This window comes from Martelella alba (genome assembly GCF_005217455.1).
Taxonomy (GTDB): Bacteria; Pseudomonadota; Gammaproteobacteria; order Enterobacterales; family Enterobacteriaceae; genus Acerihabitans.
Window position 1 is genome coordinate 404,150 of the sequence record NZ_SZPQ01000001.1, and the last position, 24,983, is coordinate 429,132.

The following is a 24,983-nucleotide window of genomic DNA, read 5'->3' on the forward strand; positions in this document are numbered from 1 at the left end:
ATCAGGGGAACCGCTATGACCGATTTGAACCTGGGCCGTTTAAACGCGCTGGATAAGGAGAATCAAGCGGCTGAACTGGCCGATGTTAACCGCCATCTGGAAACGCTCACGGCGGAGCAACGGGTGGAATGGGCGCTGGAAAACCTGCCGGGGGAAGTGGTGCTGTCGTCGAGTTTCGGTATCCAGGCGGCGGTATGCCTGCATCTGGTTACCCGGCAACGGCCCGATATTCCGGTGATCCTCACGGATACCGGCTACCTGTTTCCGGAAACCTATCAGTTTATCGACGCGCTCGCCGACCAGTTGCAGCTCAACCTGAAAGTGTTCCGGGCCGAGCTTTCGCCCGCCTGGCAGGAAGCACGCTACGGTAAACTCTGGGAGCAGGGAGTGGAGGGCATCGAACGCTATAACCAGATCAACAAGGTTGAGCCCATGAATCGGGCGCTCAAGGCGCTACACGCGCAAAGCTGGTTGGCCGGACTGCGCCGGGAGCAATCCGGCAGCCGGGCCGCATTGCCGGTACTGGCCGTGCAGCGCGGCGTGTTTAAACTGCTGCCGATTATTGATTGGGACAACCGCCAGGTTTATCAGTACCTCAAACAAAACGACCTGTCTTATCACCCGCTCTGGGAACAAGGTTATCTCTCGGTGGGGGATACCCATACCACTCGGAAATGGGAGCCGGGCATGAGCGAAGAGGAAACCCGCTTTTTCGGTCTGAAACGAGAGTGCGGTTTACACGAGGGCTGACTGTTCCCCTACCGGCCGGCGTTATCGCCGGCCGCGCCTTTCTGATGAAGAGGCAACCCGCCTCCTTTAGGATATTTCGGCGCCCTACATCGCGTCGCTTCGGCGGCGATGCGACTCAACGTATTGAGTTGAGAGATTACGTATTCTCATGATGTTTACGTTAACTTTACGGTAAAAAAAGACATATTTTCGTTCGGATAAGTGATAATCGTCGTCACTCTCATTGAAGGGATCGTGGAGACGCTTATGATAATTGCATTGTCCTGCTTGATTTCAGCCTTAATTATTGTGGCAGTCCAATCCATTCCTGAATAATCCCAGCCGGGAAAACGGCGCGATACAATAACATATTTATCGGGAATGAAGGCGAAGCGCCATTTTAGGGGTTTTATAAAATCAGATATCTCTTATTTATCCCAAGCGGAAACTTAATTAGCGACTGGGAGAAACCGGGATATACCCGTATACGTTACCTTGCCTATTATGGGTTGGCCGCGTTCGCGCCTCCCAGCCACAGAGCCGGTTATGTTCCCAAGGGCGTTGAAAACCTCCCGTCAGCCAAGAAACCCCGCCGTTGGCGGTTCACCCCCATTCCCGACGGATGTGTCACTTCCTTGCCGCCGCACGGCGACTTGAATTATTCAGAATAGAAATCTTATCCTTAATTCCTTCACTTTATTTACCCCGTTTTTACAGTGAGTCTGGCCCTCTTCATAAGTAATAAGATTATTATAAAAGAACAGAGTATTCGATTGGAACGGCACGGAAAATTCATCTGTGCTGAACGGTAATCATTATTTACATTATGTTTCCTTTTATTGCAAAACGGGCCAGTGCATGGATTACCCGTCCATGCACGGAATCGTCGGAATATTCCGTAAAGAATATTGATAGAAAAGGGTTAAACTATGAAAATTAAATTCAGCATCGTCACAGCTATTATCGCCATGCCCATTTTATTCAGCCCTTTGGCCAACGCCGGCGTTTCCGGTGTTCCCACCTGGTCGGGCAACGTTCTCGACGACGGCAAGCGCGAAGATACCACGCCCACCGTCGTCGTCGCCAGAACCGCCCCGGTCGTCAAGAGCGCGCCCGCGAGCAAGAACGCCGACGCGTCGAGCGGGGGAGGCGTACCCTTCTGGTCCGGCAATACCCTTGGTAAATAGCATAAATCGCCATGCCGGCTATGGCGCGGCGCCGAAGGGGATTATCCCCGATTGGCGCCGGTCAGGTCCAAAACCAGAGGACGGAGCAGGGCCATGCCGTCGCGCGCGCGTTTGGCTATCTGCCCGGTCAAATGCTTATCCAGATAAGTCAGGTTATCGCGCTGGCTTTGATAGCGAACCATTCCCTGGGGAAAATTACGGCTGACCCGGCGTTCCCGGCAACCGTCGCCGTTGATACCGGAACCGACGTCCAGCACCGCGAAGCCCGCCTTGGCGAATGGCAGGGCGTCGGTCGGACAGCGTTGCTCATCCGGCACGCCGGCATTAATGATCAACGGGATGCCCGCCCGGCGCGCCCGGTTGCCGAGGCTTTTGACGATATCGCCCAAACGGGCGTCGCCATTGTTCGGGCTGTAGTCGATACGCAGTTTTTCGCCGCCGATCAGGCTGTCGAGATTCAGCACCAGCAGCGTGTTGCGTTTCTCTTGCGGCGGCATGCGTCGCAGATAATCCTCCGCCCCCTGGGTTTCCGGCTCGACGGTACTGAGCGCCACCCACCGGACACCGATCCGCAAGGGGGACTTGCTCAATATCCGGGCTAAATCCAGCATAACGCCAAGTCCCGAGGCATTGTCATCCACCCCTTGCAGGGTTAATCCGCCGAGATTATTGTTGAGATCGTCGTCGTTACGCGGCAAAAAGGTATCAAGGTGAGCGATAATCAGAATTTCCTCGCCGGAAGAACCGGCTTTGGCGGCGATGACCGACGTGGCGGTGATTTTGCGCAAGTCGGCTTTTCCGTCGCCGCCGCGGTAGGCGTAACGGGTATCAAAGGCGCGCAAATTGCTTTGATAGCCCATCCGGGCCAGTTGCCGCTGCACATAATCCGCCGCCATCAGTTCGGCTGGGCTGCCCGCCATGCGACCGGGGAAGTAGGTGGCGATGTACCGCATTTGTTCTTCGGCATAATGATCGGGCGTTGTCGCCGCGGCCGGGGCGCAAACCGCCATGAGGCCGGCGAGGCATAGCATTAACCGGGCGCGCTTGCTGCGACCGTGGTGAAACATAAACCTTATCCTTGTCATTGGGCGCGGCCGACTATAACGCCGCGGCTCTCAGCGCTATAGTATGTTCCGGCCGCGGGTTCAACACAATTTGAACTCGTCGGCCGTACGCGCTTACCGCACTTTTGGTTGCGCTTCGAAGACCTTATGTCAATCGCAGCGTTATTCCATTAAAGCAAATGTAATTCCAATTAAGAATTTAATAGAACATCTCTGCAAGACGTATAGTCATTTTATTGCTAAATCCTATGATATAAAGGTTGCCGTGGAGTATTTACCCTTATTTGCCGATCTCAGGCAGCGCCCGGTGCTGGTTGTCGGCGGCGGCGATATCGCCGCGCGTAAAATTCATCTGCTGCTGCGCGCCGGCGCGGAGGTCAGGGTGGCGGCGCGCGATGTGCTGCCCGAGCTGGCGCGCCTGGCTTCCGAGGGTCGCATCAGCCTGGTGGGCCGGACGTTCAATCCCGATCAGTTGGCCGGCGTTTTTCTGGTGATCGCCGCCACCAATGACCCGGCCCTTAACGCCGAGGTATCCGCGGCGGCGGATAAGCGTTGCCTGCTGGTTAACGTGGTGGATGATCAACCGAAGTGCTCGTTTATTTTCCCTTCTATTGTCGATCGATCGCCGATTACCGTCGCCATCTCCTCCGGGGGTAAAGCGCCGGTGCTGGCGCGTCTTTTGCGGGAAAAGCTGGAATCGCTGCTACCGGCCTTCATTGGCCCGCTGGCGGATATCGCCGGCGCCTGGCGCGATCGGGTCAAACAACGATTTCCGACCCTCGCTGGCCGTCGTCGCTTTTGGGAGGATGCCTTAAATGGTCGTTTCGCCAGTCTGGCGGCCGTCGGCCGGTACGCCAATGCGCAAGAGGCCTTGCGTGAGGCCCTGGACGGGCAGGGCGAAAACGGCGGCGAGGTGGCCCTGGTGGGGGCCGGTCCCGGTGACAGCGGTTTGCTGACTTTGCGCGGACTGCAACTTCTCCAGCAAGCGGATGTGGTGTTGCACGATAACCTGGTGGGCGAGGCGGTTCTGGAGTTGATTCGGCGCGACGCGGATCGGATTAATGTCGGCAAACGTTGCGGCGCTCCCTCTATGTCGCAGGACCAGATCAACCGGTTGCTTATTGATCATGCCCGCGAGGGGAAACGGGTGGTCCGTCTGAAAGGCGGCGATCCGTTTATTTTCGGCCGAGGCGGCGAAGAGCTGCAAGCGGCGGCGGCGGCCGGTATTCCGTTCCAGGTTGTGCCGGGCGTCACCGCCGCCTCCGGCGCCAGCGCCTATGCCGGCATCCCCCTGACCCATCGCGAACACGCCCAAAGCGTCACGCTCATCACCGGTCATGCCTGCGCCGACGGCGCGGCGCTGGATTGGCGGGCGTTGGCCGCCGGCCGGCAAACACTGGCGTTTTATATGGGTGTGGCCAATGGGGCGGAAATCCGCCGCCGGCTTATCGACCATGGCCGTTCGCCGCAAACGCCGGCGGCGGTGATATGCCGCGGCACCCGACCGGATCAGCAGGTTTTCATCGGCACCCTGGACCGGTTGGAGGATTTGACGCGGCAGGCGACATCGCCGGCCTTGCTGATTATCGGCGAAGTGGCGTCTTTGCACGATGAACTCGCTTGGTTCGGGCACCATGAGCAAGGGGCGCGCCCCCGCGCGCCGCTGGTTAATTTGGCTTAAGGATTTCAATATGGATCAACAACGACTCACTCATTTGCGGCAACTGGAGGCGGAAAGTATCCATATCATCCGTGAGGTGGCTGCTGAGTTCGCCAATCCGGTCATGCTGTATTCGATCGGCAAAGATTCCTCGGTGATGCTGCACCTGGCGCGCAAGGCCTTCTTTCCCGGTAATCTGCCGTTTCCGTTGCTGCACGTGGACACCGGCTGGAAATTTCGCGAGATGTACGAATTTCGCGATCGCACCGCCAAAACCTACGGCTTCGAGTTATTGGTGCATCGCAATCCGGACGGCGTGGCTATGGGCATCAACCCGTTTATTCATGGCAGCGCCAAGCACACCGATATCATGAAAACCGAAGGCCTCAAACAGGCGCTCAATCAACACGCTTTCGATGCGGCATTTGGCGGCGCCCGGCGCGATGAGGAAAAGTCCCGCGCCAAAGAGCGTATCTATTCCTTCCGCGACCGTTTTCACCGCTGGGATCCGAAAAACCAGCGCCCCGAGCTGTGGCACAATTACAACGGCCAGATCAACAAGGGGGAAAGCATCCGGGTTTTCCCGCTGTCCAACTGGACCGAGCTGGATATCTGGCAGTACATCTATCTGGAAAATATCGAAATCGTGCCGCTGTATCTGGCGAAACCCCGTCCGGTACTGGCTCGCGACGGCATGTTGATCATGGTCGACGACGATCGCATTGATTTACGGCCCGGCGAAATGATCTCTCAGCGGATGGTGCGCTTTCGCACCCTGGGTTGCTGGCCGTTGACCGGCGCGGTGGAATCCCATGCCCAAACCTTGCCGGAAATCATTGAGGAGATGCTGGTTTCCACCACCAGCGAGCGCCAGGGCCGGGTAATCGACCGCGATCAGTCCGGGTCGATGGAATTGAAGAAACGTCAGGGCTATTTCTGAGGAGCGAGCGGGATGAACACGACCATAGCCGAACAAATTGCCGAACAAGGCGGCGTCGAGGCCTATCTGCGGGCGCAGCAATATAAGACCCTGTTGCGTTTCCTGACTTGCGGCAGTGTGGATGACGGTAAAAGCACCTTGATTGGCCGGTTGCTCCATGATACCCGGCAAATTTACGAAGATCAGCTCAGCACCCTGCATTCCGACAGTAAACGTCTGGGCACCCAGGGGGAAAAGCTGGACCTGGCTTTGCTGGTGGACGGTTTACAGGCCGAACGCGAGCAAGGCATTACCATCGATGTGGCCTACCGGTATTTTTCCACCGAGAAGCGCAAATTCATCATTGCCGATACCCCGGGACATGAGCAATACACCCGCAATATGGCCACCGGCGCGTCCACCTGCGATCTGGCCGTCTTGCTTATCGATGCGCGCAAAGGCGTACTCGACCAGACCCGGCGGCACAGTTTCATCAGCACGCTGCTCGGTATCCGCCATCTGCTGGTGGCGGTCAACAAGATGGACCTGGTCGGTTATGATCAACAGGTATTCGAGGGCATTAAACAGGATTACCTGACTTTCGCCGAAGAACTGCCGGTGGACCTGAGCATCACCTTTGTGCCGATTTCCGCGCTGGACGGCGATAACGTGGCACAGCCGGGTAAAACCCTGTCGTGGTACAAGGGGCCGACCTTGCTGGACGTGCTGGAAACCGTGGAAGTGGCCGAGCGCGGCGCCCAGCGGCCGCTGCGTTTCCCGGTACAATACGTCAATCGGCCCAACCTGGATTTTCGCGGCTATGCCGGTACCGTGGCCGGCGGCATATTGCGGGTCGGCCAGGGGGTAAAAGTGTTGCCCTCCGGCGTGACGTCAACGGTCGCCCGCATCGTTTCCTTTGACGGCGCCCTTGACCGGGCCGGTCCGGGCGAGGCGGTGACGGTGGTGTTGTCCGACGAGGTGGATATCAGTCGCGGCGACCTTCTGGTGGATGCCGCCGAAATGCTGCAACCGGTGCGCCATGCCAAGGTGGATGTGGTCTGGATGACGGAGCAGCCACTGGTGACCGGCCAGAGCTACGATATCAAGATAGCCCATAAAAAGACCCGGGCCAGGGTGGAAAACATCGAGTATCAAGTGGACATCAACAGCCTGACCCAACGTGCGGCGGACAGCCTGCCCCTCAATGGCATCGGCCTGGTGGAACTGGCCTTCGACGAACCCTTGGCGCTGGATAGCTATCCGAATAATGCCGTCACCGGCGGGATGATTTTTGTCGATCGGCTGAGCAACGGTACGGTGGGCGCCGGCATGGTCCGCGAACCCATCGCCGAGGTGTTCCGTGAAAAAGACAGCCACAGCGCCTTTGAACTGGAGCTTAACGCCCTGGTCCGCCGGCATTTCCCCCATTGGGGCGCGCGCGATTTGCTGGGAGGCAAATAATATGGCCGGACTTGACACGGCGGCAAAAAATCATGTTGTCTGGCACGATCACCCGGTCAGGCGGGAGGATCGCGAGCGGTTGCGCCGGCATCAGGGCGCGGTGGTCTGGTTCACCGGTTTGTCGGGTTCCGGAAAGTCCACCCTGGCGGGCGTGTTGGAGCAGGAATTGCATCGTGCCGGCGTCAGCACCTATTTGCTTGACGGCGACAATGTTCGGCACGGATTGTGCCGGGATCTGGGTTTTGACGACGACGACCGCCGGGAGAATATCCGCCGGGTGGGGGAGGTCGCCCGCCTGATGGTGGATGCCGGATTACTGGTCTTGACGGCTTTTATTTCCCCCCATCGGGCAGAGCGCCGGATGGTGCGGGATATGCTGCCCCCCGGTCGTTTTATTGAAGCGTTTGTGGATACCCCTCTGGCGGTTTGCGAGGCGCGCGATCCGAAAGGTTTGTACAAGAAAGCGCGAGCGGGCGAGCTCGCGCATTTCACCGGCATCGATTCGGCTTACGAGGCGCCGGAACGGCCGGAGATCCGGCTTGACGGCCAACAATTGGTAACACATTTAACCGACCAAGTGTTAGATCTGCTGCGTAGCCGCGTTATTATCACTCCCTGAGTAGAGTTTACCGGCGCCGCTCTCCCCCCGACGCATGCCGGCGAATCAACCCCAGGGATCAAGACGTATGTTGAATGTTACCCAGTCAAAGCCCGTGATGCCGGTGACCTCCGGACTGCCCGACGCGGCCCGCGGCGTCGAGCGCGGCGTCGAGGAACCTTCCTACGGTTTCTGGGGCGGTACGGCGGCGTTTATCTTTTACTGGCTGGCATTCGCCGTTCCGCTGCTTATCCATGGCGCCAACGCGCTATTCTTCCTCTTGTACACTTGGCCGTTTTTCCTGGCCCTGCTGCCGTTGTCCGTGCTCATCGGCATTATTTTCGGCACGGTGCTGGCCGGACGCGTCTGGCTGATGATTCTCTGCATCGGGGCGGCGGTGTCGAGCCTGTTCTGGCTGGTCTTCTCGCTGCTGACCTGTTGGTAGCGGTCCGTCAAGATGGGCCGCTGGTAACAAAGCGTAAATAACCTGCATTATTCGGTACAAAAAAACGGCTTTTTATCTTATTAGCGCCGCATTCTTATCGTGCGGTGTGGAGTCCGGCCGCAAGTTATGGGATGATTGGGCAGTCTATCAGGGGGCGGGATGGGAAAACTTACGCTGCTGTTACTGGTACTGCTCGGCTGGCTGCAATATTCCTTGTGGCTGGGTAAGAACGGCGTGCATGACCTGGTCCGGGTTCGGGACGATGTCGCGCAGCAGCAGGGCAGTAACGCCAAGCTCAAGGCGCGCAACGATCAGCTTTTTGCTGAAATCGATGATCTGAACGATGGCCAGGAAGCCATTGAGGAACGCGCTCGCAACGAACTCGGCATGATTAAGCCGGGTGAAAGTTTCTACCGTCTGGTGCCGGACCAATCCAAACGCCAGACACCCGCTCCGGCTTCACAAGATACTGTGCAATGACCCCCGTCGTTTTACCCGATATCACCGCGATCCTGCCGGCCGCCGGCATCGGCAGCCGTATGCATTGCGATTGTCCGAAACAATATCTCGCCATCGGCGGCAAAACCCTGCTTGAACACGCGGTTGACGCGTTGCTGACGCAAACCAGCATCCGGCGGGTGATAGTGGCGGTCAGCGCCGAGGACGAGTATTTCGACCGCCTCCCTCTGCGCGACGACTCCCGCGTCAGCCGGGTTATCGGCGGCAAGACCCGGGCTGAATCGGTGATGGCCGGCCTGTGTGGCGCCCGGGGGGCCGAATGGGTATTGGTGCATGATGCCGCCCGTCCCTGTCTGCACCAGGAGGATCTGGCCCGCCTGTTGTCGGTCGCCGTCCATTCGGCGGTGGGTGGCATTCTGGCGGCGCCGGTGCGCGATACCATGAAGCGGGCGCGCCCCGGCGGCAGCGCCATCGACCATACCGTCAATCGCCAGGACCTCTGGCATGCGCTGACGCCGCAACTCTTTCCCCTGTCATTGCTGAAAAACTGTCTGGCCCGGGCGCTGGCGGAGGGCGCGGTGATAACCGACGAGGCGTCGGCCTTGGAACATTGCGGCTATCAGCCGCTACTGGTGCCCGGCCGGGCGGATAATATCAAGGTGACCCAGCCGGAGGATCTGGCGCTGGCGACGTTTTATTTTTCCCGAATGGCCGGCGATAATCCGACGCGCCCGCGGTAATGGGCCAATAAAAGGAGAATGCCAATGCGAATCGGCCATGGTTTCGATGTGCATAAGTTCGGCGGCGAGGGGCCGCTGATTATCGGCGGCGTACGCATACCCTATTCACAGGGGCTACTGGCCCATTCCGACGGCGATGTGGCGCTGCACGCGCTGACCGATGCCTTGCTGGGCGCCGCGGCGCTGGGCGACATCGGCAAGCTGTTTCCGGATACCGATCCGGCCTATGGGGGCGCCGACAGTCGGCTGCTGCTGCGCGAAGCCTGGCGCCTTGTCCGGGAGAAAGGGTTTACGCTCGGCAATGTCGATATCACCCTGATCGCCCAAGCGCCAAAGATGGCGCCGCATATTCCGCAAATGCGCGTCAATATCGCCGAGGATCTCGGCTGCCATATGGACGACGTCAATGTGAAAGCCACCACTACCGAGCAACTGGGCTTTACCGGCCGGGGCGAGGGCATTGCCTGCGAAGCGGTGGCCCTGCTATCGAAAGCCGCATAATGGAACACTTCGATCAGGGATTGTTCCGTTTGCACGGCGCGCCGGCGGCGCGCGGGGTAATGAAGGCCGGTTGGGAAGATTTTCGGGTGGAAGAGGACTTGGGATTCGCGCCGGACGGCGAGGGAGAACATGTCCTGGTGCGCGTGCGTAAATCCGGCTGCAACACGCCCTTTGTCGCCGACGCGCTGGCGAAATTCGCCGGGTTGCCGGCCAGGGCGGTCAGCTATGCCGGGCTAAAAGATCGGCAGGCGGTGACGGAACAGTGGTTCTGCCTGCATATGCCCGGCAAGGCAACACCGGATTTTACCGCTTTTCATCTTAATGGTTGCCAGGTACTGGAGTCTGCCCGCCACCGCCGTAAATTGCGCATCGGCACGCTGCGCGGCAACCGGTTTGCCTTAATTCTGCGCGACATAGATGATCCCGAGGCGGTGGAACGCCGTTTACCCTTGCTGGGCCAACAGGGGGTCCCCAACTATTTCGGGCCGCAGCGATTCGGCAGGCAAGGCAATAACCTCGTCCAGGCGCAGGCCTGGGCGCGCGATGAGATTCGGATCAAAGATCGCGCCAAACGCAGTTTCACGCTTTCGGCGGCCCGCAGCGCGCTGTTCAACGCCGTGGTCAGCGAACGCCTGGCGCGTTTCGGTCGCTGGCATCTGCTGGAGGGCGACGCGTTGCAACGGGTTGGTCGGGGCAGCTGGTTTTTGGCGTCGGCGCCGGAGTTGCCGCAACTGCGCGAACGCCTGCGGCGGGGCGAGTTGGTGCCCACCGCTCCATTGCCGGGCATCGGCAAGCCGGGGGCGACGGCATGCGCCGAACTGTTCGAGCGCCAATGCCTAAGCCGGCAACCGGAACTGTTGTCGTTATTAATTCGCGAACGGGTGGAAGCGGATCGCCGCGCCATGCTGGTGACGCCGGGCGACTTTCGCTGGTATTGGCGGGATACGGCCACGCTGGAATTGCACTTTGATTTACCGGCTGGCTGTTTCGCCACCAGCGTCGTGCGGGAATTGCTCGAACTGCCCCCGGAACCCTGAATTAGGCACTTCACCGCCATGGCGTTTCATGCGATTATTGCGCTATTCCGGTCCCGGATAGTTTGCCGGTCCCCGCGCCAAAGGCGGCCGTCGGGTTCGGTGGGTCGACGGCGCGTTGAAAATTATCATAAAAGTCATAAAGCAAATCAACTTATGCGCATACTGCTAAGTAACGATGATGGAATCCATGCGCCCGGCATTCAAGCGCTGGCGGTCGCTTTGCGTCAATTTGCCCAGGTGCAGGTCGTCGCGCCCGATCGCAACCGGAGCGGGGCATCCAATTCCCTGACGCTGGATATGCCCTTGCGGACATTCCGCCATGCCGATGGCGATATCTCGGTCATATCCGGCACGCCCACCGATTGCGTTTATTTGGGCGTAAACGCCCTGATGCGGCCCATGCCGGATATTGTGGTGTCCGGCATTAACGCCGGCCCCAATCTTGGCGATGATGTCATTTATTCCGGTACGGTGGCCGCGGCCATGGAAGGACGGCATCTGGGCCTACCGGCGCTGGCGGTATCGCTTAATGGTGAACGGCACTACGATACCGCCGCGGTCGTCGCCGGCCGGCTGATAAGAGCGCTGGCGCAGGAACCGTTGCGCACGGGCAAAATCCTCAATGTGAATGTGCCCGACCTGCCGCTGGCGGAGATTCGCGGTATCCGGGTAACCCGTTGCGGCAGCCGCCACCCGGCAGGCCAGGCCATTGCCCAGCGTGATCCGCGCGGGCGGGAAATGTTCTGGATCGGGCCGCCGGGCGAAATGCTGGACAATGGCCCGGATACCGATTTCGCCGCCATTGATGAAGGGTTTGTTTCCATTACGCCGCTACAGGTGGATTTGACCGCTTATTCCGCCCAGTCGGTTCTGGCGGCGTGGCTGACCAAGGCTGAGGTTGGCGCGACATGGTGAATCGGCGGACCCAGGCGTTGATAGATCAGCTCCGCAACCTTGGCATCCGGGACGAGCGTCTGCTACAGGCTATCGAAGCGGTGCCGCGCGAGCGCTTCGTGGACGAGGCTTTCGAACTTAAAGCCTACGACAACATCGCCTTACCCATCGGCTCGGGTCAGACCATCTCCCAACCGTACATCGTCGCCCGTATGACTGAGTTGTTGCGGTTGCAACCCACCTCCCGCGTGCTGGAAATCGGCACCGGTTCCGGCTACCAGACCGCCATTCTGGCGAATTTGGTACAGCATGTCTGCTCGGTGGAGCGAATCAAAAAATTACAATGGCAAGCCAAGCGCCGGCTAAAGCAACTGGATTTGCACAATGTTTCCACTCGCCACGGCGACGGCTGGCTGGGCTGGCCGTCTCGCGGTCCCTATGACGCCATTATCGTCACCGCCGCGCCTTTGGAAATTCCGCAAGCGTTGATGGCCCAATTGGACGAAGGGGGAATTATGGTATTGCCGGTAGGGGAGGATATTCAGAAACTGACCACCGTCCGGCGACAAGGCGGCGAGTTCACCGTTACCCCTGTCGAGGCGGTGCGGTTTGTGCCGCTTATCAAAGGCGAACTGGCTTGAGCGCCGCGCCAGGCGCGCTGTATGGACAACCGGGCTTATTGTCGCCCCGTGCTTTCCCGCCCGGCGCCGACATTAGCTGATATGCCGGCCCGGGATGATCGGGCGGCAACATTTTCGCCTCAATAATCCCGTCACACCCATCGTCTACTCTGAATCCGACGCGTTCCATCGCGGCGGCAAGCGAGCGCAGCCGACAAAGAGGCAACGTGAAGTATGACGAGTATAAATTTCTATTTTAGCCAATGCGCATCGCGGCGGATGGGTTATTGCCATTACGCTCCCGGTAAATTGCGCGCCCGTTTTTTGAACAAGATAATATGAACCAGAGGAATTATCTGATATAGGCGATATTGCCGGGGATTTCTTCATCCCCGTTGAACCGGTTATACTTCCCGTTATCTCGTGGATGGCAGTAATCGCCCGCCGCCGGTGAAAATCTTTCCCTGAATATGCCCCCTATTTCATCGCCCTTTTGTTGGCGGCGGACACCCCGCGCAATCACGGTGTATCCCTGCGTGCGGGAATGATGGCGGACCGCCCGTTCCTCGCCGCAAACCCATCGCGGGCGATTCATATTCGTTGCCGATGAATTTGCCGCGCGCTTGTCGGCCGACGCGACTCAAATTATTCAGGGTATATCCACTTTATTTCACCGCAATTGCCGTTTCGCGCTGAAAGCAAGCCCGATGATTTCGGCAATGGACGGCGTTTTTTTAAATTTCTATACAACTCGTGTATGGCACCCTCCCCAGTATATTGCTAGCATTGACATCAGATATTTGCGATTTTAAGGAAGCGTGGAAATATTCTCGTACGTGTGGTCGCGCATAAAAGCGGGATCTTCACCCAACGTCATTTGGGGTTTGCGTGGCGGCGACCCTTCGCAGAGACAGGATGCCTCGCCTTTATCCCCGGGAACTTAGCGGGTTTGGTGACGGGGGTAACCGGGGCCGCCCACTAAAAGGTCATGACAGTATGATGAATAACACGTGTTTGGAACGATGATTGGCGTTACTGCCATAGGGGAGAAATGAGCATGGGAAGCCCAAAATGCCATTGGCGCCGCGCAGCGGCTTATGTCATGGCGAGCATCGGGCTGGCCGGTTGCGCCAGTAATGAATCTTCTGCACCGATCAGTAGCGTGAATGGCGGGAACAATAACGGCATTATCACGGCCCGGCCATCGATGGGGGTACAGCGGGGCCGACCGCCGGTCGAGAATCAAGTGACGACCGGCCCGTCGGGGAATATTATTTATAACCGCAGCTACAATACCATTCCCAAAGGTTCCTATGCCGGTTCCACCTATGTGGTAAAACGGGGCGACACGCTGTTCTATATCGCCTGGATAACCGGCAACGATTATCGCGATTTAGCTAAAAGAAACAATATTCCGGAACCTTATGGACTGAACGTTGGTCAAACACTCCAGGTAGGTAACGGAACGGCACCGCTTACCGGTTACGGAAATACCGTCGGCGGCGGTGGAATGCTGACGGAGAATAATACCCGCGCCAATGTCGTGCCGAATCCGCCATCCAATACTAAAATGCTGAATACGGGTATTGCTTCCCAAGCGAACAATGCGTATTCTGAAGGTTCAGGTAAACAGAATGTAGGGAAAATGTTGCCTTCAAACGGCACCAACAATAACAGTAAATTGTTGCCTACATCTGGCGCGGTTGTGACGACAACGGCGCCGGTTACCGCCCCGGGGGCGACATCGGGACTGGTCGCATCTTCGGGGGGCTCGGCGGCGATAACCAATTGGCGCTGGCCGACGGACGGCAAAATCATCGATAACTTTTCTTCCGCCGAGGGCGGGAACAAAGGCATCGACATCGCCGGTTCGCGCGGACAGCCAGTCAGGGCTACAGCTGACGGCCGGGTGGTTTATGCCGGTAATGCGTTGCGCGGGTATGGTAATCTGATCATTATCAAGCACAATGACGACTACCTGAGCGCCTATGCCCATAACGACACAATGCTGGTTCGGGAACAACAAGAAGTCAGGGCAGGGCAGCAAATTGCTACCATGGGTAGCACAGGTACCAGCTCAGTTAGATTGCATTTTGAAATTCGTTACAAGGGGAAATCCGTAAACCCGCTGCGTTATCTTCCGCAGCGATAAATTGGTCGGAATATTTCGGTATTCTGTCCTGGGATCACGGGTAGGAGCCACTTATGAGCCAAAACACGCTGAAAGTTAACGAGTTACATGAAGATGCTGAATTCGATGAGAATGGAGCCGAAGCATTCGACGAGAAAGCGTTAATCGATGAGCCCGCTGAAAACGATTTGGCTGAAGAAGAGTTGCTCTCGCAGGCGGCAAGCCAGCGTGTACTTGATGCTACGCAGCTCTACTTGGGTGAAATAGGTTACTCGCCGCTCCTCACCGCTGAAGAAGAAGTTTACTTTGCCCGGCGCGCACTTCGGGGAGATGTTGCCTCACGACGCCGCATGATTGAAAGCAACCTGCGGCTGGTGGTGAAAATCGCCCGCCGGTACGGCAACCGGGGCTTGGCCTTGCTGGACCTCATCGAGGAAGGCAACCTCGGCCTGATTCGCGCGGTGGAAAAATTCGACCCGGAACGCGGGTTCCGTTTCTCCACTTACGCCACCTGGTGGATTCGTCAGACCATCGAACGGGCTATCATGAACCAGACCCGGACGATTCGCCTGCCGATACATATCGTCAAAGAACTGAACGTGTATTTGCGAACCGCCAGAGAACTGTCTCACAAGCTGGATCATGAGCCGAGCGCGGAGGAAATCGCCGAGCAACTGGATAAACCGGTTGACGACGTCAGCCGCATGCTGCGGTTGAATGAACGCATCACGTCGGTGGATACGCCGCTGGGCGGGGATTCCGAGAAAGCGTTGCTGGATATCCTGTCCGATGAGAAAGAGAGCGGGCCGGAAGACACCACGCAAGACGACGATATGAAGCAGAGCATCGTCAAATGGCTGTTTGAACTGAACGCCAAACAGCGGGAAGTGCTGGCCAGACGTTTCGGGTTGCTGGGCTATGAAGCGGCGACCTTGGAAGATGTCGGTCGCGAAATCGGTCTCACCCGTGAGCGCGTTCGTCAGATTCAAGTCGAGGGCTTGCGTCGTTTACGCGAAATCCTGCAAGGGCAGGGCCTGAATCTGGAGGCGCTGTTTCGCGAGTAATTAACCGCCATTCGCACGGTTATCCCATTCTGGTAAAAACGGTGGCAGGCGCCACCGTTTTTTTTTGGGGCATTATAACAGGGCCTTGAGCCGATAGATCCATTCCAGTGCTTGACGCGGGCTCAGCGTATCAGGGTCCAAATCCTCCAGCGCGGCCACTGCCGGCGGTGTTTCTTCCGGTTGCGACTGCAAAAGCGACAATTGCGAACCCTCGACTGTACTGGTCGCGGCATTCGCGGACAGGCTTTCCAACTCTTTAAGCTTTTGCCGCGCCCGCTTTATGACCTCGCGGGGAACGCCGGCCAGCGCCGCCACCGACAATCCATAGCTTTTGCTGGCCGCGCCGTCCTGCACGCTGTGCATAAAGGCGATGGTTTCGCCTTGTTCCAGGGCGTCCAAATGCACGTTCACCACGCCCTCCATTTTGTCCGGCAAGGTGGTGAGTTCGAAATAATGGGTGGCAAACAGCGTCATGGCCTTAATCTTGCCGGCCAGACTTTCAGCACAAGCCCAGGCCAGGGAAAGCCCGTCATAGGTGGAGGTACCCCGGCCAATCTCATCCATCAGCACCAGGCTCTGCGGAGTGGCGTTGTGCAAGATATTGGCCGTTTCAGTCATTTCCACCATAAACGTTGAACGACCGGAAGCCAAATCATCCGCGGCGCCCACCCGGGTGAAGATCCTGTCCACCGGGCCGATAATCGCGTCCTCCGCCGGTACGTAACTGCCAATATAAGCCAGCAATACGATTAGCGCCGTCTGTCGCATATAGGTGCTTTTGCCGCCCATGTTCGGCCCGGTAATGATCAGCATCCGTCGCTGGGGCGAAAGTGACAGCGGATTGGCGATAAAGGGTTCGCTCATCACACGCTCCACCACCGGATGGCGGCCGGCGACGATTTTTATGCCCGGCTGCTCGACAAGCGTGGGGCAAACATAGTTATGCGTTTCCGCCCGTTCGGCCAGGTTGCTCAGCACATCGAGCTGCGAGAGGGCGGCCGCGCTTTGCTGCAAGGCGGCCAGGTGCGGTAGCAGCAGATCAAATAATTGATCATAAAGCGCCTTCTCCAGCGCCAGCGCTTTGCCTTTTGAGGTCAGCACCTTGTCTTCGTATTCTTTCAATTCGGGGATGATATAGCGCTCGGCGTTTTTCAGGGTTTGTCGGCGAACATAATGAATGGGCGCCTGCCGGCTTTGTCCGCGGCTGAGCTGGATAAAGTAACCGTGTACGGCATTAAACCCCACTTTCAGCGACTCCAGGCCGGTGCTTTCCCGCTCGCGGATTTCAAGCCGTTCCAGGTAGTCGCTGGCGCCGTCCGCCAGCGAGCGCCATTCGTCCAGTTCGGCATTGTAGCCCTCGGCGATGACACCACCGTCCCGCACCAATATGGGCGGTGTTTCCACAATAGCGCGCTCCAGCAACTGGCGAAGTTCGCTGAAGTCGCCCATCTCCCGCGCCAGTTGATCGAGGTGATCGGCGGTTTTGCCGGCCAGCAGGGCATGAATCGCGGGCAGTTGTTGAAAAGCATGGCGCATGCGGCCCAAATCGCGCGGCCGGGCGGATCGCAGTGCCAGCCGGGCGAGGACCCGTTCCAAATCGCCCACTTGCTGCAACAGCGGCCGTAATTCGGGGTAGATATCCTGTAATTCCCGGATGGACTCCTGGCGTTGACGCAGCGTGGCGAGATCCCGGGTGGGCATATGCAGCCAGCGTTTCAGCATGCGGCTGCCCATGGGCGTCACTGTGCGGTCTAGTATATCCGCCAGTGTATTGTCGGTGCCGCCGCCCAGATTTTGGGTGATTTCCAGGTTACGGCGAGTGGCGGCATCCATGATGATGCCGTCTTGCGGGCGCTCCAACGTCACTGCGCGAATATGGGGCAGGCTCGTGCGCTGGGTGTCCTTGACGTATTGCAACAGACAACCGGCCGCCCGTAGGGCCCTGGCGGCGCGTTCAACGCCAAAACCGTTCAGATCGCGGGTACCGAATTGCAAATTGAGCTGCTGGCGGGCGGTATCGAGATCAAACTCCCAGATTGGCCGACGGCGTAAGCCGCGGCGATGTTCGATAAGGCCCATGTCGCCCAAGGTTTCCGGATACAACAGCTCCGCCGGATTGGTGCGCAACAATTCGGCGGCCATTCCCTCGCGATCGGTCGGTTCGCCGATGCGAAACCGGCCCGAACTGACATCCAGCGTGGCATAGCCAAAGCCTTGCGGCTCCTGCCAGATTGCGGCCAGCAGATTGTCCTGCCGCTCGCTGAGCAAGGCTTCGTCGCTGATGGTCCCTGGCGTCACAATCCTGACCACCCGGCGTTCCACCGGGCCTTTGGCCGCCGCCGGATCGCCGATTTGCTCACATATGGCCACCGATTCCCCTAGTTGCACCAGTTTGGCCAGATAGGTTTCCACCGCATGATAAGGCACGCCGGCCATAGGGATCGGTTCGCCCGCCGACTGGCCGCGCTTGGTCAGGGAAATGTCCAGCAATTGGGCCGCCCGCTTGGCGTCGTCATAAAACATTTCATAAAAATCGCCCATGCGGTAGAACAACAGGATGTCCGGATGCTGGGCCTTTAAGCCAAGATACTGCTGCATCATTGGGGTGTGGGAGTCGAAATTCTCTGGTGTACTCATTGAGTCAAGATGTCCATTTCTCTGATTTTTTCAAGTTAGTGATGAGAATTGTTCTCATGAATGATCACTGTGTCTCAAGAAATATCGCTACATCTTACAGTTAAATGTAGGTCAGCGTACGGGGTAATCCCGGTGCGGCCGAGCTCCCGTTGGGCACCAAACCGCCGATCCGCACGCTGGCTGGTCTTGGAATCGGTCCATGATAACGGAGTCTTTATGGCAGGGAAACAAGAGGGCAAGCCCCTAACGTCAAAAGCGATGGAAATGATGAAATCGACAGATAAAGATAAGGCTGACACAGGTGAAAACCGTGGCCTGCGGGTCAGTTGTGGAACGACCGGCGCCAAAACCTTTTTCTACCGCTATACCAGCCCACTGACAGGTAAGCTGGCCCAAGCCAAAATCGGCAACTTCCCGCGCACGTCGCTGGCCGTGGCGCGTATCAAGCTTGGCGAGTTGCGGCAGATTCGCCAGCAGGGGCGCTGTCCCGCCGCTGAACTCAAACAAGAAAAACAGCAGCAGACCGAGGCGGCAGCAAAAAAGCCGGCGCCGGAACTGACGGTACAGGGGTTAATTGAACTCTAAAAATCGAACCAAGAGTACTGGTTAGCTAAGCTGGCGAGGAATAAGATGCGGGATACATCAAATCTTTTGAAACTGCATGAAATGGGCTGGGAAACTTTGGTGATCTGGGAATGTGAGTTAAAGGACTAGATCTTCTGCAAGCAGAGATTAAATTGTTTCTTGCCGCCAAATAAAAAATATCGACTGATGGTTAACGAGATCAGGTGTATTAGGTTTTTCAACCGACAACCTTCACCGTTGACAAAAATGCCGACACACCAGCATCGTTTTTAGCTTATAATGTGTTGTGGTAATCAGCCGTCAGCGCAGGAGTAGTGATGAGCAGTAGTAAAAAAGTGGTGGGATCTTATAACAGGCCCTCGCGCGAACAGATTGTCCGTTCAGTCGTGACTTCGACGGCAATTGAAACCGGTCAGTCTTCGGAGCAAGTTGAAGCTTCCCTGAAAGCTCAGCGCAAAAAATTTGCCCATCTTCGTTTGGGAGATTAAGCGTTTTCCAGTGCTTTGCTAACCCAATATTTTATTGGCTCATAATTCATGGGCATACCTGCATGAATAGCTGATATATATTGGCTCTTGTTTTGCTCCCAGCTTCCATAATTCAAAGGGTTAAACCCTCCCTGTACCGCCATAACGTCAGCCAGGAGCCGTGATAAGCGCCCGTTGCCTTCCCTGAACGGATGGATGAGTATCAGCTCGACATGGACAATGGCGATCGCTTCAATGAGCTGCTCTTTATCCATCCCCGAGCAGGGTGTGTATATGGCCAGGTATTTTGTTTCGAACTCACTCAACAATTTCGGTATTTGGGCTGAAGGCGCAAACATAAAGCCGCCTTTGCTGATATTCATCGTTCTTTCTTGTCCAGCCCACTCATAGATGCTCTCTAACCAGCGCCGATGCCAGCTTTTTAGCATGGCAACCGTTATGCGCCCAAGAGGGAATTGCTGTTCAAAAACAGTCTGATAAAATTTTTCCAGCAGAACCAATTCCGCGCCATTGATTTCATCAGGTTTCGAGATCCCCAGCTTGTTGGCCAAGACCTGTTCGCCAGAGCCTTCGGCGAACTTTCCTTCGCTGTTGGAAACGTCATATCGGTTCATCGGGGTATTCCACTTTGCGGATGTTACTGCCAGGGCGTCAGCCTTTAATTATATACCCGTCATACTTCAAGTTGCAGGTGCGTTGGCTTTCCTCGCTCACCCCAGTCACTTACCTGAGTAAGCTCCTGGGGATTCGCTGCGTCGCCTCCTTCCTGCAACTCGAATTATTTAGGGTATAGTGCTATTGTCGAATGGTGGAATGAAATGACCGATAAATCAATCAGTTATAAAAATATAGGTTAAAGTGTAGTCTTTTCTTATTTTTTGAAAATTGTCGTTAAATATCAATCACAACACACCAATGCATCATTGGCGTGTGGGCGTCGAAATTCTCTGGTGTACTCATTGAGTCAAGATGTCCGTTTCTCTGATTTTTTCAAGTTAGTGATGAGAATTGTTCTCATGAATGATCATTGTGTCTCAAGAAATATCGCTACATCTTACAGTTAAATGTAGGTCAGCGTACGGGGTAATCCCGGTGCGGCCGAGCTCCTGTTGGGCACCAAACCGCCGATCCGCACGCTGGCTGGTTTTGGAATTGGTCCATGATAACGGAGTCTTTATGGCAGGGAAACAAGAGGGCAAGCCCCTAACGTCAAAAGCGATGGAAATGATGAAATCGACAGATAAAGATAAGGCTGACACCGGTGAAAACCGTGGCCTGCGGGCCAGTTGTGGGACGAGCGGCGTCAAAACCTTTTTTTACCGTTATATCAGCCCACTGACAGGTAAGCTGACCCAAGCCAAAATCGGCAACTTCCCGCACACGTCGCTGGCCGTGGCGCGTATCAAGCTTGGCGAGTTGCGGCAGATTCGCCAGCAGGGGCGCCGTCCCGCCGCTGAACTCAAGCAAAAAAAACAGCAGCGGACCGAGACGGCAGCAAAAAAACCGGCGCCGGGACTGACCGTACAGGGGCTAATTGAACTCTATCTTTCCGAACGCATAGAAGACCGCCATGCTCTGGATGGCAAGATCATTCCCGGCGCGAGAAAGAAGAAAGGACAGTCCGAGGTTCGCCGCACTGTATATGCGGAGGCGGTGGAAAAGCGGGGTCACCGTAAGCTGGCGAAATTTCTCCAATGGCAGCCGGGATCAGCCTATACGCCCACCATTAAAGAATGCGTTACGCCTGACCCTATGGGATGCCGGACGGGTGAAGTGTGCAATATGGCCTGGGAGGATGTGGATCTTACCAAAGGGACAATACACCTACGGGAAACCAAGACCGGGGTAAAGCGCGATGTGCAGTTATCCACCCAGGCTATCGATTTCCTTAAAATCTTGCGGCTTAACTCCGATAAATATTTATTTCCGTCGCAAGCAACCAAATTGCCTATCCAGCAGAAGTATTTGACGGAGAACTCGTGGCGTTTGCGTGAAGCGGGGCAAATGCTGGACATTCCCCACTGGACGCCCCATGACTTGCGGCGCACCGTTCGTACCGGATTGTCGCGTTTGCAGTGCCCGAATGAAATTGCCGAGGCGGTGTTGGGGCATACGCGTGGCGGGGTGGAAGGGATCTACAATCTGTACAAGTATGACGCCGAGTGCAAGCAGTGGTTGCAGGTATGGGCGGATTATCTGGGTAGCGTGGCCTAAGGGAATAGCTGAGTTATAAGAATTTGGCGTAGTTTAACGTAGCTGCATAAGCTGAGATCTGAACTGACAGTAACCGTGTATAGCAATATGCTATACAATAGGCTAAGATATCTGTGTAGCAATCCGCTATACGGGGTAAATAAATAATGAGATCAGAGCGAGCAGAAGTCAAAGAAACGCCCATTAATATCCGAGCAAAGGCGTCACAGCGGGAACTTATCGATATGGCGGCCAGCCTGCTGTCAAAATCGCGCACTGATTTTGTGCTTGATGCGGCATGCCGGGAAGCGGAAGAGGTGTTGCTGGACCAGCGTTTGTTTGTGCTTGACGAGGAGCGGTTTAGCGCTTTCATTGACGCCATGGAAAAACCTGTTGCCTCCAATGAGAGATTACATGCATTACTGGATAAGAAATCACCGTGGGAATAGGGGTACCTGAATTGCTGGCTCCCCGGCATATTATCGCGGATTTCCATTGTTCAGAGCCGTCACTGGATGAATGGCTGAAACGTAAGGCGCTTAAAAACCAAACCAGTGGCGCATCGCGGACGTTTATTATCTGCGAATCGGACAGCAAGCAGGTTATCGGTTTTTACGCACTGGCCACAGGTAGTGTGCAGCGTCAAACCGTGTCGGGATCCTTAAGGCGCAATATGCCTGAGCCGATACCCGTTTTAGTTTTGGGGCGTTTGGCGGTGGATGCGCGTCACCATGGCCTCGGTTTCCTGTCCATCTTTATAAAACACAACAGTGGGAATACTGCGAATCCCGTGTTTTGCTGACAACCCCTGTTCTTCATCCACATTGATTTCGCCCAGTAACGCTGTGTCGCCAATCTTCCTGGCCGCTTCTTCATACATGGGTTTCATCATCATGCACGGTGAACACCAGGGCGCCCAAAAACGGAAGACCTGTACTCCGGCATCAGAGCTGGCAACCAATGTATTAAAATCGGACTGGGTAATCTTTTTAACGGACATATTCAATTCCTTCATTTTTTATTTAAGCTAAGTGTGATAGCGCCTGTCAGGCATCATTTGCTGCGGTTATCGCTGACTGCGAAAGCTTGTGTTGTTTATCGAAATATCCGCTGACTAACACCAGCAAGCACTCATTGCGACCACAAACGCAGCGGCATAACTTGTTGCCAGAAGACCATAGTGGGCAACCACCTCTCCGCCAACCCAGGCGCCCAGCACAATGCCTGCGTTAAACGCGGAAATATTCATACTTGAAGAGGCATCGAAATAACACCTAACTGCCTGGTAAGGCTGGCAGGTGTGGGCCGTTCAATATGCCGAGGCAGTAAGAACCACTGAGCTACGGCAGATAATAGTCCTAACACGCTGATAAACAGGAATGTGGTACGCCAGCCAAACAATTCGGACAAGAAAGTACCAAACGGCACACCTGACACCAGCGCAACGGTCAGACCAGTAAAGACGATAGCAATGGCATGCCCCGATTTCTCTTTTGAGACTACGTTGGCAGCGAGAACGGTGGCCATGGAATAAAAAACTCCCTGAACCATACCCGCCAGGACATGCCCCACTAATAACATGGTGTAACTGGATGCCCGCCAGGCAACTAGGTTCGCCGCAATAAATAACACCATTAAGCCGACAGATAATTTACGTCTGTTCATATGGCCTGTGATCGCCGTAAGTAATGGCGCGCCAAGAGCGACCCCCAGTGCGTAGAGTGAAACCAGGTGGCCTGCTGACGGAATATCTACATCCATATCGATGGCAATAGCGGGCAGTATCCCGACTACAACAAATTCCGCCATACCAATAGTGAAAGCGGCGGCAGCGAGAGCATAAAGTGCGATGGGCATGACAATTTCTCTTTATGGATTGACCGATCCATAATTTAGGCGACACCCTTCAGGTTGTCAATTTTTTATGAATTGATTAATCTGGATAACAAGTTTCTAGAGGAAAAAAACATGGCACGAATGGGTCGTCCAAGAGAATTTGACAGAGATAAAGCCGTTGATAAAGCGATGAATTTATTTTGGCAAAAGGGATTTGAAAGTGCCTCTCTTGCGGATCTACGGCAGACTTTGCAGCTTTCCTCCGCCAGCTTCTATGCCGCCTTTGGTTCTAAACAGGCCCTCTACAAAGAGTGCCTTGAGCGGTATACGCAATCATGCGGCGAGGTGGCTTCTGTGTTGAATAATGAGTCTCTTAGCCCGAAAGTTGCAATGCAAACGATGCTACATAAAACCATTGCGATGCAGACCTCGCCGCAATCACCTGCCGGGTGTATGGCCGTGTTGTCTGGGTTGAACTGTGACGATGAAAATAAAGAAATTGAATTGCTTGCGCAGACAGTGCGCCAGCAGACGCGTGATGCCGTTCGCCGCTGTGTTGTTCGCGGGATAGAGCAGGGGGAGTTTTCCCAGTCGGTCAATCCTGACGAATTCACGCTATTGTTGGATTGCTTTATCAAGGGAATCGCTATTGAAGCCAGAGATGGAGTAACAGAAGCAACATTGTGCGCGGCTGCGGATAAGTTACTGGTATTATGGAGATAATGTTACGCCGTTAATTATCTGTATTTAAAAGGAATAAATAGAAGTTTCCATACAAGAGGCTTTCTTTGTCCTGGTGTGAGTGTTCTGTATGTCCACGGGCATGTTTGGGGGCCGGCATCACCTCCTAGTCATCTCGCTACAACAGTTGAAGAGAAGGTAATGAACTATCGCGAACCCATTGCAATTTAATTATGGATCAATTAATCTATAAGTGTTGTATAACGGCTGAAACTTACCCAAAGCTTGTTTTCAACACGCTCTGATGCAAACTGAAGGGTTATAGCAAAAGTTAATGCAGGGGACCGAGATGTCTGAGATTAAAGTCAATCTGGATTTAAGCTGGAAAAATGGTTTTAAAGGCCAGGGCGTTATCGCCAGCGAACATTTGAATACGACAATTGCGATTCCTGGTGTTTACGGTGGCTCGGGGAATGGCAGTAATCCTAAAGAGCTTTATGTAGCTGCTATTGCTGCCTGCTTTGTGTCCACACTCAGTGCTATCTTGAGCAAAAGTGATGTGCCGGTAAGTGAATTGACCATCGCAACAGAGGCTAAATCTGATGAGAAAGAATTCACGGTTCTTCATAATACAAAATTAGTGTTAAGCCCGGGGACCACTGACGCGGATATTGAAAAAGCATCTAAGATTATTACCCGGGCAGACAAAAGTTGTACCATTGGAAATATGGCTCGTGAGGCTGGTGTGGTCATTACTGTTAATGCAACAGTGACGCATTAATCCCTAACAAACTAATAAGCAGCATAATGATGATGTTTTATGCTGCTTTTTTAACAAGCTATAAAATAGCAACATGGTTTCGCAAGCCATGTATCAGATAGTTAATAATTCATTGGTTTTTTTCTCTGATATTTTTCGCGAATGCTTCCAACTATTAATTATCTGATTCAGCTTGATATCTCGCAGCTTGGGCTTCCGGACTTAACTCTCTCCAGGAAACTCGGGGCGGTTCAGTATTGTTTTTATTTTTTCTCAGTGCTGGAAGCATTCCAA

General features: G+C 55.4%; 24 protein-coding genes and 1 pseudogene. 20 read left to right on the top strand and 5 right to left on the bottom strand.

The annotated features are described in order from the left end of the window. The first annotated feature begins 15 nt into the window (after nucleotides 1–15). Both FCN80_RS01920 and FCN80_RS01925 read left to right on the top strand, forming a co-directional pair. Entirely contained in the window at nucleotides 16–750 is a 735-nt protein-coding gene (locus FCN80_RS01920) for a phosphoadenylyl-sulfate reductase (protein WP_136988195.1), read from the top strand. A 908-nt stretch (nucleotides 751–1,658) separates the two neighbouring features. Continuing rightward, nucleotides 1,659–1,916, top strand: a complete 258-nt coding sequence (locus tag FCN80_RS01925) for a hypothetical protein (RefSeq protein ID WP_136988196.1) — start codon at nucleotides 1,659–1,661, stop codon at nucleotides 1,914–1,916. A 41-nt stretch (nucleotides 1,917–1,957) separates the two neighbouring features. On the opposite strand, the gene FCN80_RS01930 is transcribed toward FCN80_RS01925, so the two are convergent. Further along, on the bottom strand, nucleotides 1,958–2,983 hold the full coding sequence (locus FCN80_RS01930) for an aminopeptidase (RefSeq protein WP_136988197.1): 1,026 nt from the start codon (nucleotides 2,981–2,983) through the stop codon (nucleotides 1,958–1,960). A 262-nt stretch (nucleotides 2,984–3,245) separates the two neighbouring features. Here FCN80_RS01930 and cysG point away from each other — a divergent pair, with 262 nt between their 5' ends. From cysG to rpoS, 12 genes and pseudogenes are all read left to right on the top strand, one after another. Next, on the top strand, nucleotides 3,246–4,661 hold the full coding sequence (gene cysG, locus FCN80_RS01935) for a siroheme synthase CysG (RefSeq protein WP_136988198.1): 1,416 nt from the start codon (nucleotides 3,246–3,248) through the stop codon (nucleotides 4,659–4,661). Between the two features lie 10 nt (nucleotides 4,662–4,671). Continuing rightward, entirely contained in the window at nucleotides 4,672–5,580 is a 909-nt protein-coding gene (cysD, locus tag FCN80_RS01940; protein ID WP_136988199.1) for a sulfate adenylyltransferase subunit CysD, read from the top strand. 12 nt (nucleotides 5,581–5,592) lie between these two features. Next, a pseudogene (gene cysN / locus FCN80_RS01945) lies at nucleotides 5,593–7,639 on the top strand (sulfate adenylyltransferase subunit CysN). 67 nt (nucleotides 7,640–7,706) lie between these two features. Next, nucleotides 7,707–8,063 (top strand): DUF3561 family protein, encoded by a 357-nt coding sequence (locus FCN80_RS01955; RefSeq protein ID WP_230492429.1) that lies wholly within the window; start codon nucleotides 7,707–7,709, stop codon nucleotides 8,061–8,063. Nucleotides 8,064–8,222: 159 nt separating this feature from the next. After that, nucleotides 8,223–8,543 (top strand): cell division protein FtsB, encoded by a 321-nt coding sequence (gene ftsB, locus FCN80_RS01960; protein ID WP_136988202.1) that lies wholly within the window; start codon nucleotides 8,223–8,225, stop codon nucleotides 8,541–8,543. Further along, nucleotides 8,540–9,262: a 2-C-methyl-D-erythritol 4-phosphate cytidylyltransferase gene (ispD, locus tag FCN80_RS01965; protein ID WP_136988203.1), complete on the top strand. Its 723-nt coding sequence runs from the start codon at nucleotides 8,540–8,542 to the stop codon at nucleotides 9,260–9,262. The genes ftsB and ispD overlap by 4 nt, the downstream gene beginning before the upstream one ends. A 24-nt stretch (nucleotides 9,263–9,286) precedes the next feature. Next, nucleotides 9,287–9,763: a 2-C-methyl-D-erythritol 2,4-cyclodiphosphate synthase gene (ispF, locus tag FCN80_RS01970; RefSeq protein ID WP_136988204.1), complete on the top strand. Its 477-nt coding sequence runs from the start codon at nucleotides 9,287–9,289 to the stop codon at nucleotides 9,761–9,763. Next, nucleotides 9,763–10,800, top strand: a complete 1,038-nt coding sequence (gene truD / locus FCN80_RS01975) for a tRNA pseudouridine(13) synthase TruD (RefSeq protein WP_136988205.1) — start codon at nucleotides 9,763–9,765, stop codon at nucleotides 10,798–10,800. The genes ispF and truD overlap by 1 nt, the downstream gene beginning before the upstream one ends. 153 nt (nucleotides 10,801–10,953) lie before the next feature. Beyond that, on the top strand, nucleotides 10,954–11,715 hold the full coding sequence (gene surE, locus FCN80_RS01980; RefSeq protein WP_136988206.1) for a 5'/3'-nucleotidase SurE: 762 nt from the start codon (nucleotides 10,954–10,956) through the stop codon (nucleotides 11,713–11,715). Beyond that, nucleotides 11,709–12,335 (top strand): protein-L-isoaspartate(D-aspartate) O-methyltransferase, encoded by a 627-nt coding sequence (locus tag FCN80_RS01985; RefSeq protein WP_136988207.1) that lies wholly within the window; start codon nucleotides 11,709–11,711, stop codon nucleotides 12,333–12,335. The genes surE and FCN80_RS01985 overlap by 7 nt, the downstream gene beginning before the upstream one ends. A gap of 1,036 nt (nucleotides 12,336–13,371) precedes the next feature. After that, a complete protein-coding gene (gene nlpD, locus FCN80_RS01990; protein WP_170975297.1) occupies nucleotides 13,372–14,466 on the top strand; it encodes a murein hydrolase activator NlpD in 1,095 nt (364 codons plus the stop codon). Nucleotides 14,467–14,519: 53 nt separating this feature from the next. Next, nucleotides 14,520–15,509 carry an RNA polymerase sigma factor RpoS gene (gene rpoS, locus FCN80_RS01995; RefSeq protein WP_136988209.1) on the top strand — a complete coding sequence of 330 codons (990 nt, stop codon included), beginning with the start codon at nucleotides 14,520–14,522 and terminating at the stop codon, nucleotides 15,507–15,509. Between the two features lie 72 nt (nucleotides 15,510–15,581). Here the strand turns inward: rpoS and mutS are convergent, their stop codons facing one another. After that, nucleotides 15,582–18,146: a DNA mismatch repair protein MutS gene (gene mutS / locus FCN80_RS02000; RefSeq protein ID WP_136988210.1), complete on the bottom strand. Its 2,565-nt coding sequence runs from the start codon at nucleotides 18,144–18,146 to the stop codon at nucleotides 15,582–15,584. Nucleotides 18,147–18,362: 216 nt separating this feature from the next. On the opposite strand from mutS, the gene FCN80_RS02005 reads away from it, so the two are divergent. Next, nucleotides 18,363–18,731, top strand: coding sequence for an Arm DNA-binding domain-containing protein (locus FCN80_RS02005; RefSeq protein WP_136988211.1), 369 nt, complete (start codon nucleotides 18,363–18,365; stop codon nucleotides 18,729–18,731). Between the two features lie 317 nt (nucleotides 18,732–19,048). Further along, on the top strand, nucleotides 19,049–19,219 hold the full coding sequence (locus FCN80_RS26375) for a hypothetical protein (RefSeq protein WP_170975298.1): 171 nt from the start codon (nucleotides 19,049–19,051) through the stop codon (nucleotides 19,217–19,219). On the opposite strand, the gene FCN80_RS02015 is transcribed toward FCN80_RS26375, so the two are convergent. After that, nucleotides 19,216–19,833: a Fic/DOC family protein gene (locus FCN80_RS02015; protein ID WP_136988212.1), complete on the bottom strand. Its 618-nt coding sequence runs from the start codon at nucleotides 19,831–19,833 to the stop codon at nucleotides 19,216–19,218. The two genes, FCN80_RS26375 and FCN80_RS02015, sit on opposite strands and share 4 nt — an antisense overlap. 562 nt (nucleotides 19,834–20,395) lie before the next feature. Between FCN80_RS02015 and FCN80_RS02020 the strand changes: the two genes are divergently transcribed. Together FCN80_RS02020 and FCN80_RS02025 are read left to right on the top strand one after the other, a co-directional pair. Further along, nucleotides 20,396–21,433: a tyrosine-type recombinase/integrase gene (locus FCN80_RS02020; RefSeq protein WP_136988213.1), complete on the top strand. Its 1,038-nt coding sequence runs from the start codon at nucleotides 20,396–20,398 to the stop codon at nucleotides 21,431–21,433. Nucleotides 21,434–21,579: 146 nt separating this feature from the next. Continuing rightward, on the top strand, nucleotides 21,580–21,861 hold the full coding sequence (locus tag FCN80_RS02025) for a type II toxin-antitoxin system TacA family antitoxin (protein WP_136988214.1): 282 nt from the start codon (nucleotides 21,580–21,582) through the stop codon (nucleotides 21,859–21,861). 245 nt (nucleotides 21,862–22,106) lie between these two features. Here FCN80_RS02025 and FCN80_RS02035 read toward each other — a convergent pair whose 3' ends face one another. Both FCN80_RS02035 and FCN80_RS02040 read right to left on the bottom strand, forming a co-directional pair. Beyond that, entirely contained in the window at nucleotides 22,107–22,412 is a 306-nt protein-coding gene (locus FCN80_RS02035; protein ID WP_170975299.1) for a thioredoxin family protein, read from the bottom strand. Nucleotides 22,413–22,657: 245 nt separating this feature from the next. Further along, a complete protein-coding gene (locus FCN80_RS02040) occupies nucleotides 22,658–23,269 on the bottom strand; it encodes an MFS transporter (protein ID WP_136988216.1) in 612 nt (203 codons plus the stop codon). A gap of 111 nt (nucleotides 23,270–23,380) precedes the next feature. On the opposite strand from FCN80_RS02040, the gene FCN80_RS02045 reads away from it, so the two are divergent. Next, nucleotides 23,381–23,971, top strand: coding sequence for a TetR/AcrR family transcriptional regulator (locus FCN80_RS02045; RefSeq protein ID WP_136988217.1), 591 nt, complete (start codon nucleotides 23,381–23,383; stop codon nucleotides 23,969–23,971). Nucleotides 23,972–24,278: 307 nt separating this feature from the next. Further along, the gene (locus tag FCN80_RS02050) at nucleotides 24,279–24,710 is read left to right on the top strand and encodes an OsmC family protein (RefSeq protein WP_170975300.1); all 432 of its coding nucleotides are present in this window, start codon (nucleotides 24,279–24,281) and stop codon (nucleotides 24,708–24,710) included. Nucleotides 24,711–24,983 lie beyond the last annotated feature (273 nt).

Bases quoted from the DNA above. Each gene is read 5' to 3' on its own strand.
- ispD (WP_136988203.1), top strand. From the start codon at position 8,540: ATGACCCCCGTCGTTTTACCCGATATCACCGCGATCCTGCCGGCCGCC.
- rpoS (WP_136988209.1), top strand. From the start codon at position 14,520: ATGAGCCAAAACACGCTGAAAGTTAACGAGTTACATGAAGATGCTGAA.
- FCN80_RS02025 (WP_136988214.1), top strand. From the start codon at position 21,580: ATGAGATCAGAGCGAGCAGAAGTCAAAGAAACGCCCATTAATATCCGA.
- FCN80_RS02050 (WP_170975300.1), top strand. From the start codon at position 24,279: ATGTCTGAGATTAAAGTCAATCTGGATTTAAGCTGGAAAAATGGTTTT.
- FCN80_RS02045 (WP_136988217.1), top strand. From the start codon at position 23,381: ATGGCACGAATGGGTCGTCCAAGAGAATTTGACAGAGATAAAGCCGTT.
- ftsB (WP_136988202.1), top strand. From the start codon at position 8,223: ATGGGAAAACTTACGCTGCTGTTACTGGTACTGCTCGGCTGGCTGCAA.
- truD (WP_136988205.1), top strand. From the start codon at position 9,763: ATGGAACACTTCGATCAGGGATTGTTCCGTTTGCACGGCGCGCCGGCG.
- nlpD (WP_170975297.1), top strand. From the start codon at position 13,372: ATGGGAAGCCCAAAATGCCATTGGCGCCGCGCAGCGGCTTATGTCATG.
- FCN80_RS01985 (WP_136988207.1), top strand. From the start codon at position 11,709: ATGGTGAATCGGCGGACCCAGGCGTTGATAGATCAGCTCCGCAACCTT.
- FCN80_RS01930 (WP_136988197.1), bottom strand. From the start codon at position 2,983: ATGTTTCACCACGGTCGCAGCAAGCGCGCCCGGTTAATGCTATGCCTC.
- FCN80_RS01920 (WP_136988195.1), top strand. From the start codon at position 16: ATGACCGATTTGAACCTGGGCCGTTTAAACGCGCTGGATAAGGAGAAT.
- ispF (WP_136988204.1), top strand. From the start codon at position 9,287: ATGCGAATCGGCCATGGTTTCGATGTGCATAAGTTCGGCGGCGAGGGG.
- FCN80_RS02035 (WP_170975299.1), bottom strand. From the start codon at position 22,412: ATGTCCGTTAAAAAGATTACCCAGTCCGATTTTAATACATTGGTTGCC.
- mutS (WP_136988210.1), bottom strand. From the start codon at position 18,146: ATGAGTACACCAGAGAATTTCGACTCCCACACCCCAATGATGCAGCAG.
- FCN80_RS02005 (WP_136988211.1), top strand. From the start codon at position 18,363: ATGGCAGGGAAACAAGAGGGCAAGCCCCTAACGTCAAAAGCGATGGAA.
- cysD (WP_136988199.1), top strand. From the start codon at position 4,672: ATGGATCAACAACGACTCACTCATTTGCGGCAACTGGAGGCGGAAAGT.
- FCN80_RS02020 (WP_136988213.1), top strand. From the start codon at position 20,396: ATGGCAGGGAAACAAGAGGGCAAGCCCCTAACGTCAAAAGCGATGGAA.
- FCN80_RS26375 (WP_170975298.1), top strand. From the start codon at position 19,049: ATGAGCAGTAGTAAAAAAGTGGTGGGATCTTATAACAGGCCCTCGCGC.
- FCN80_RS01925 (WP_136988196.1), top strand. From the start codon at position 1,659: ATGAAAATTAAATTCAGCATCGTCACAGCTATTATCGCCATGCCCATT.
- surE (WP_136988206.1), top strand. From the start codon at position 10,954: ATGCGCATACTGCTAAGTAACGATGATGGAATCCATGCGCCCGGCATT.
- FCN80_RS01955 (WP_230492429.1), top strand. From the start codon at position 7,707: ATGTTGAATGTTACCCAGTCAAAGCCCGTGATGCCGGTGACCTCCGGA.
- FCN80_RS02040 (WP_136988216.1), bottom strand. From the start codon at position 23,269: ATGCCCATCGCACTTTATGCTCTCGCTGCCGCCGCTTTCACTATTGGT.
- FCN80_RS02015 (WP_136988212.1), bottom strand. From the start codon at position 19,833: ATGAACCGATATGACGTTTCCAACAGCGAAGGAAAGTTCGCCGAAGGC.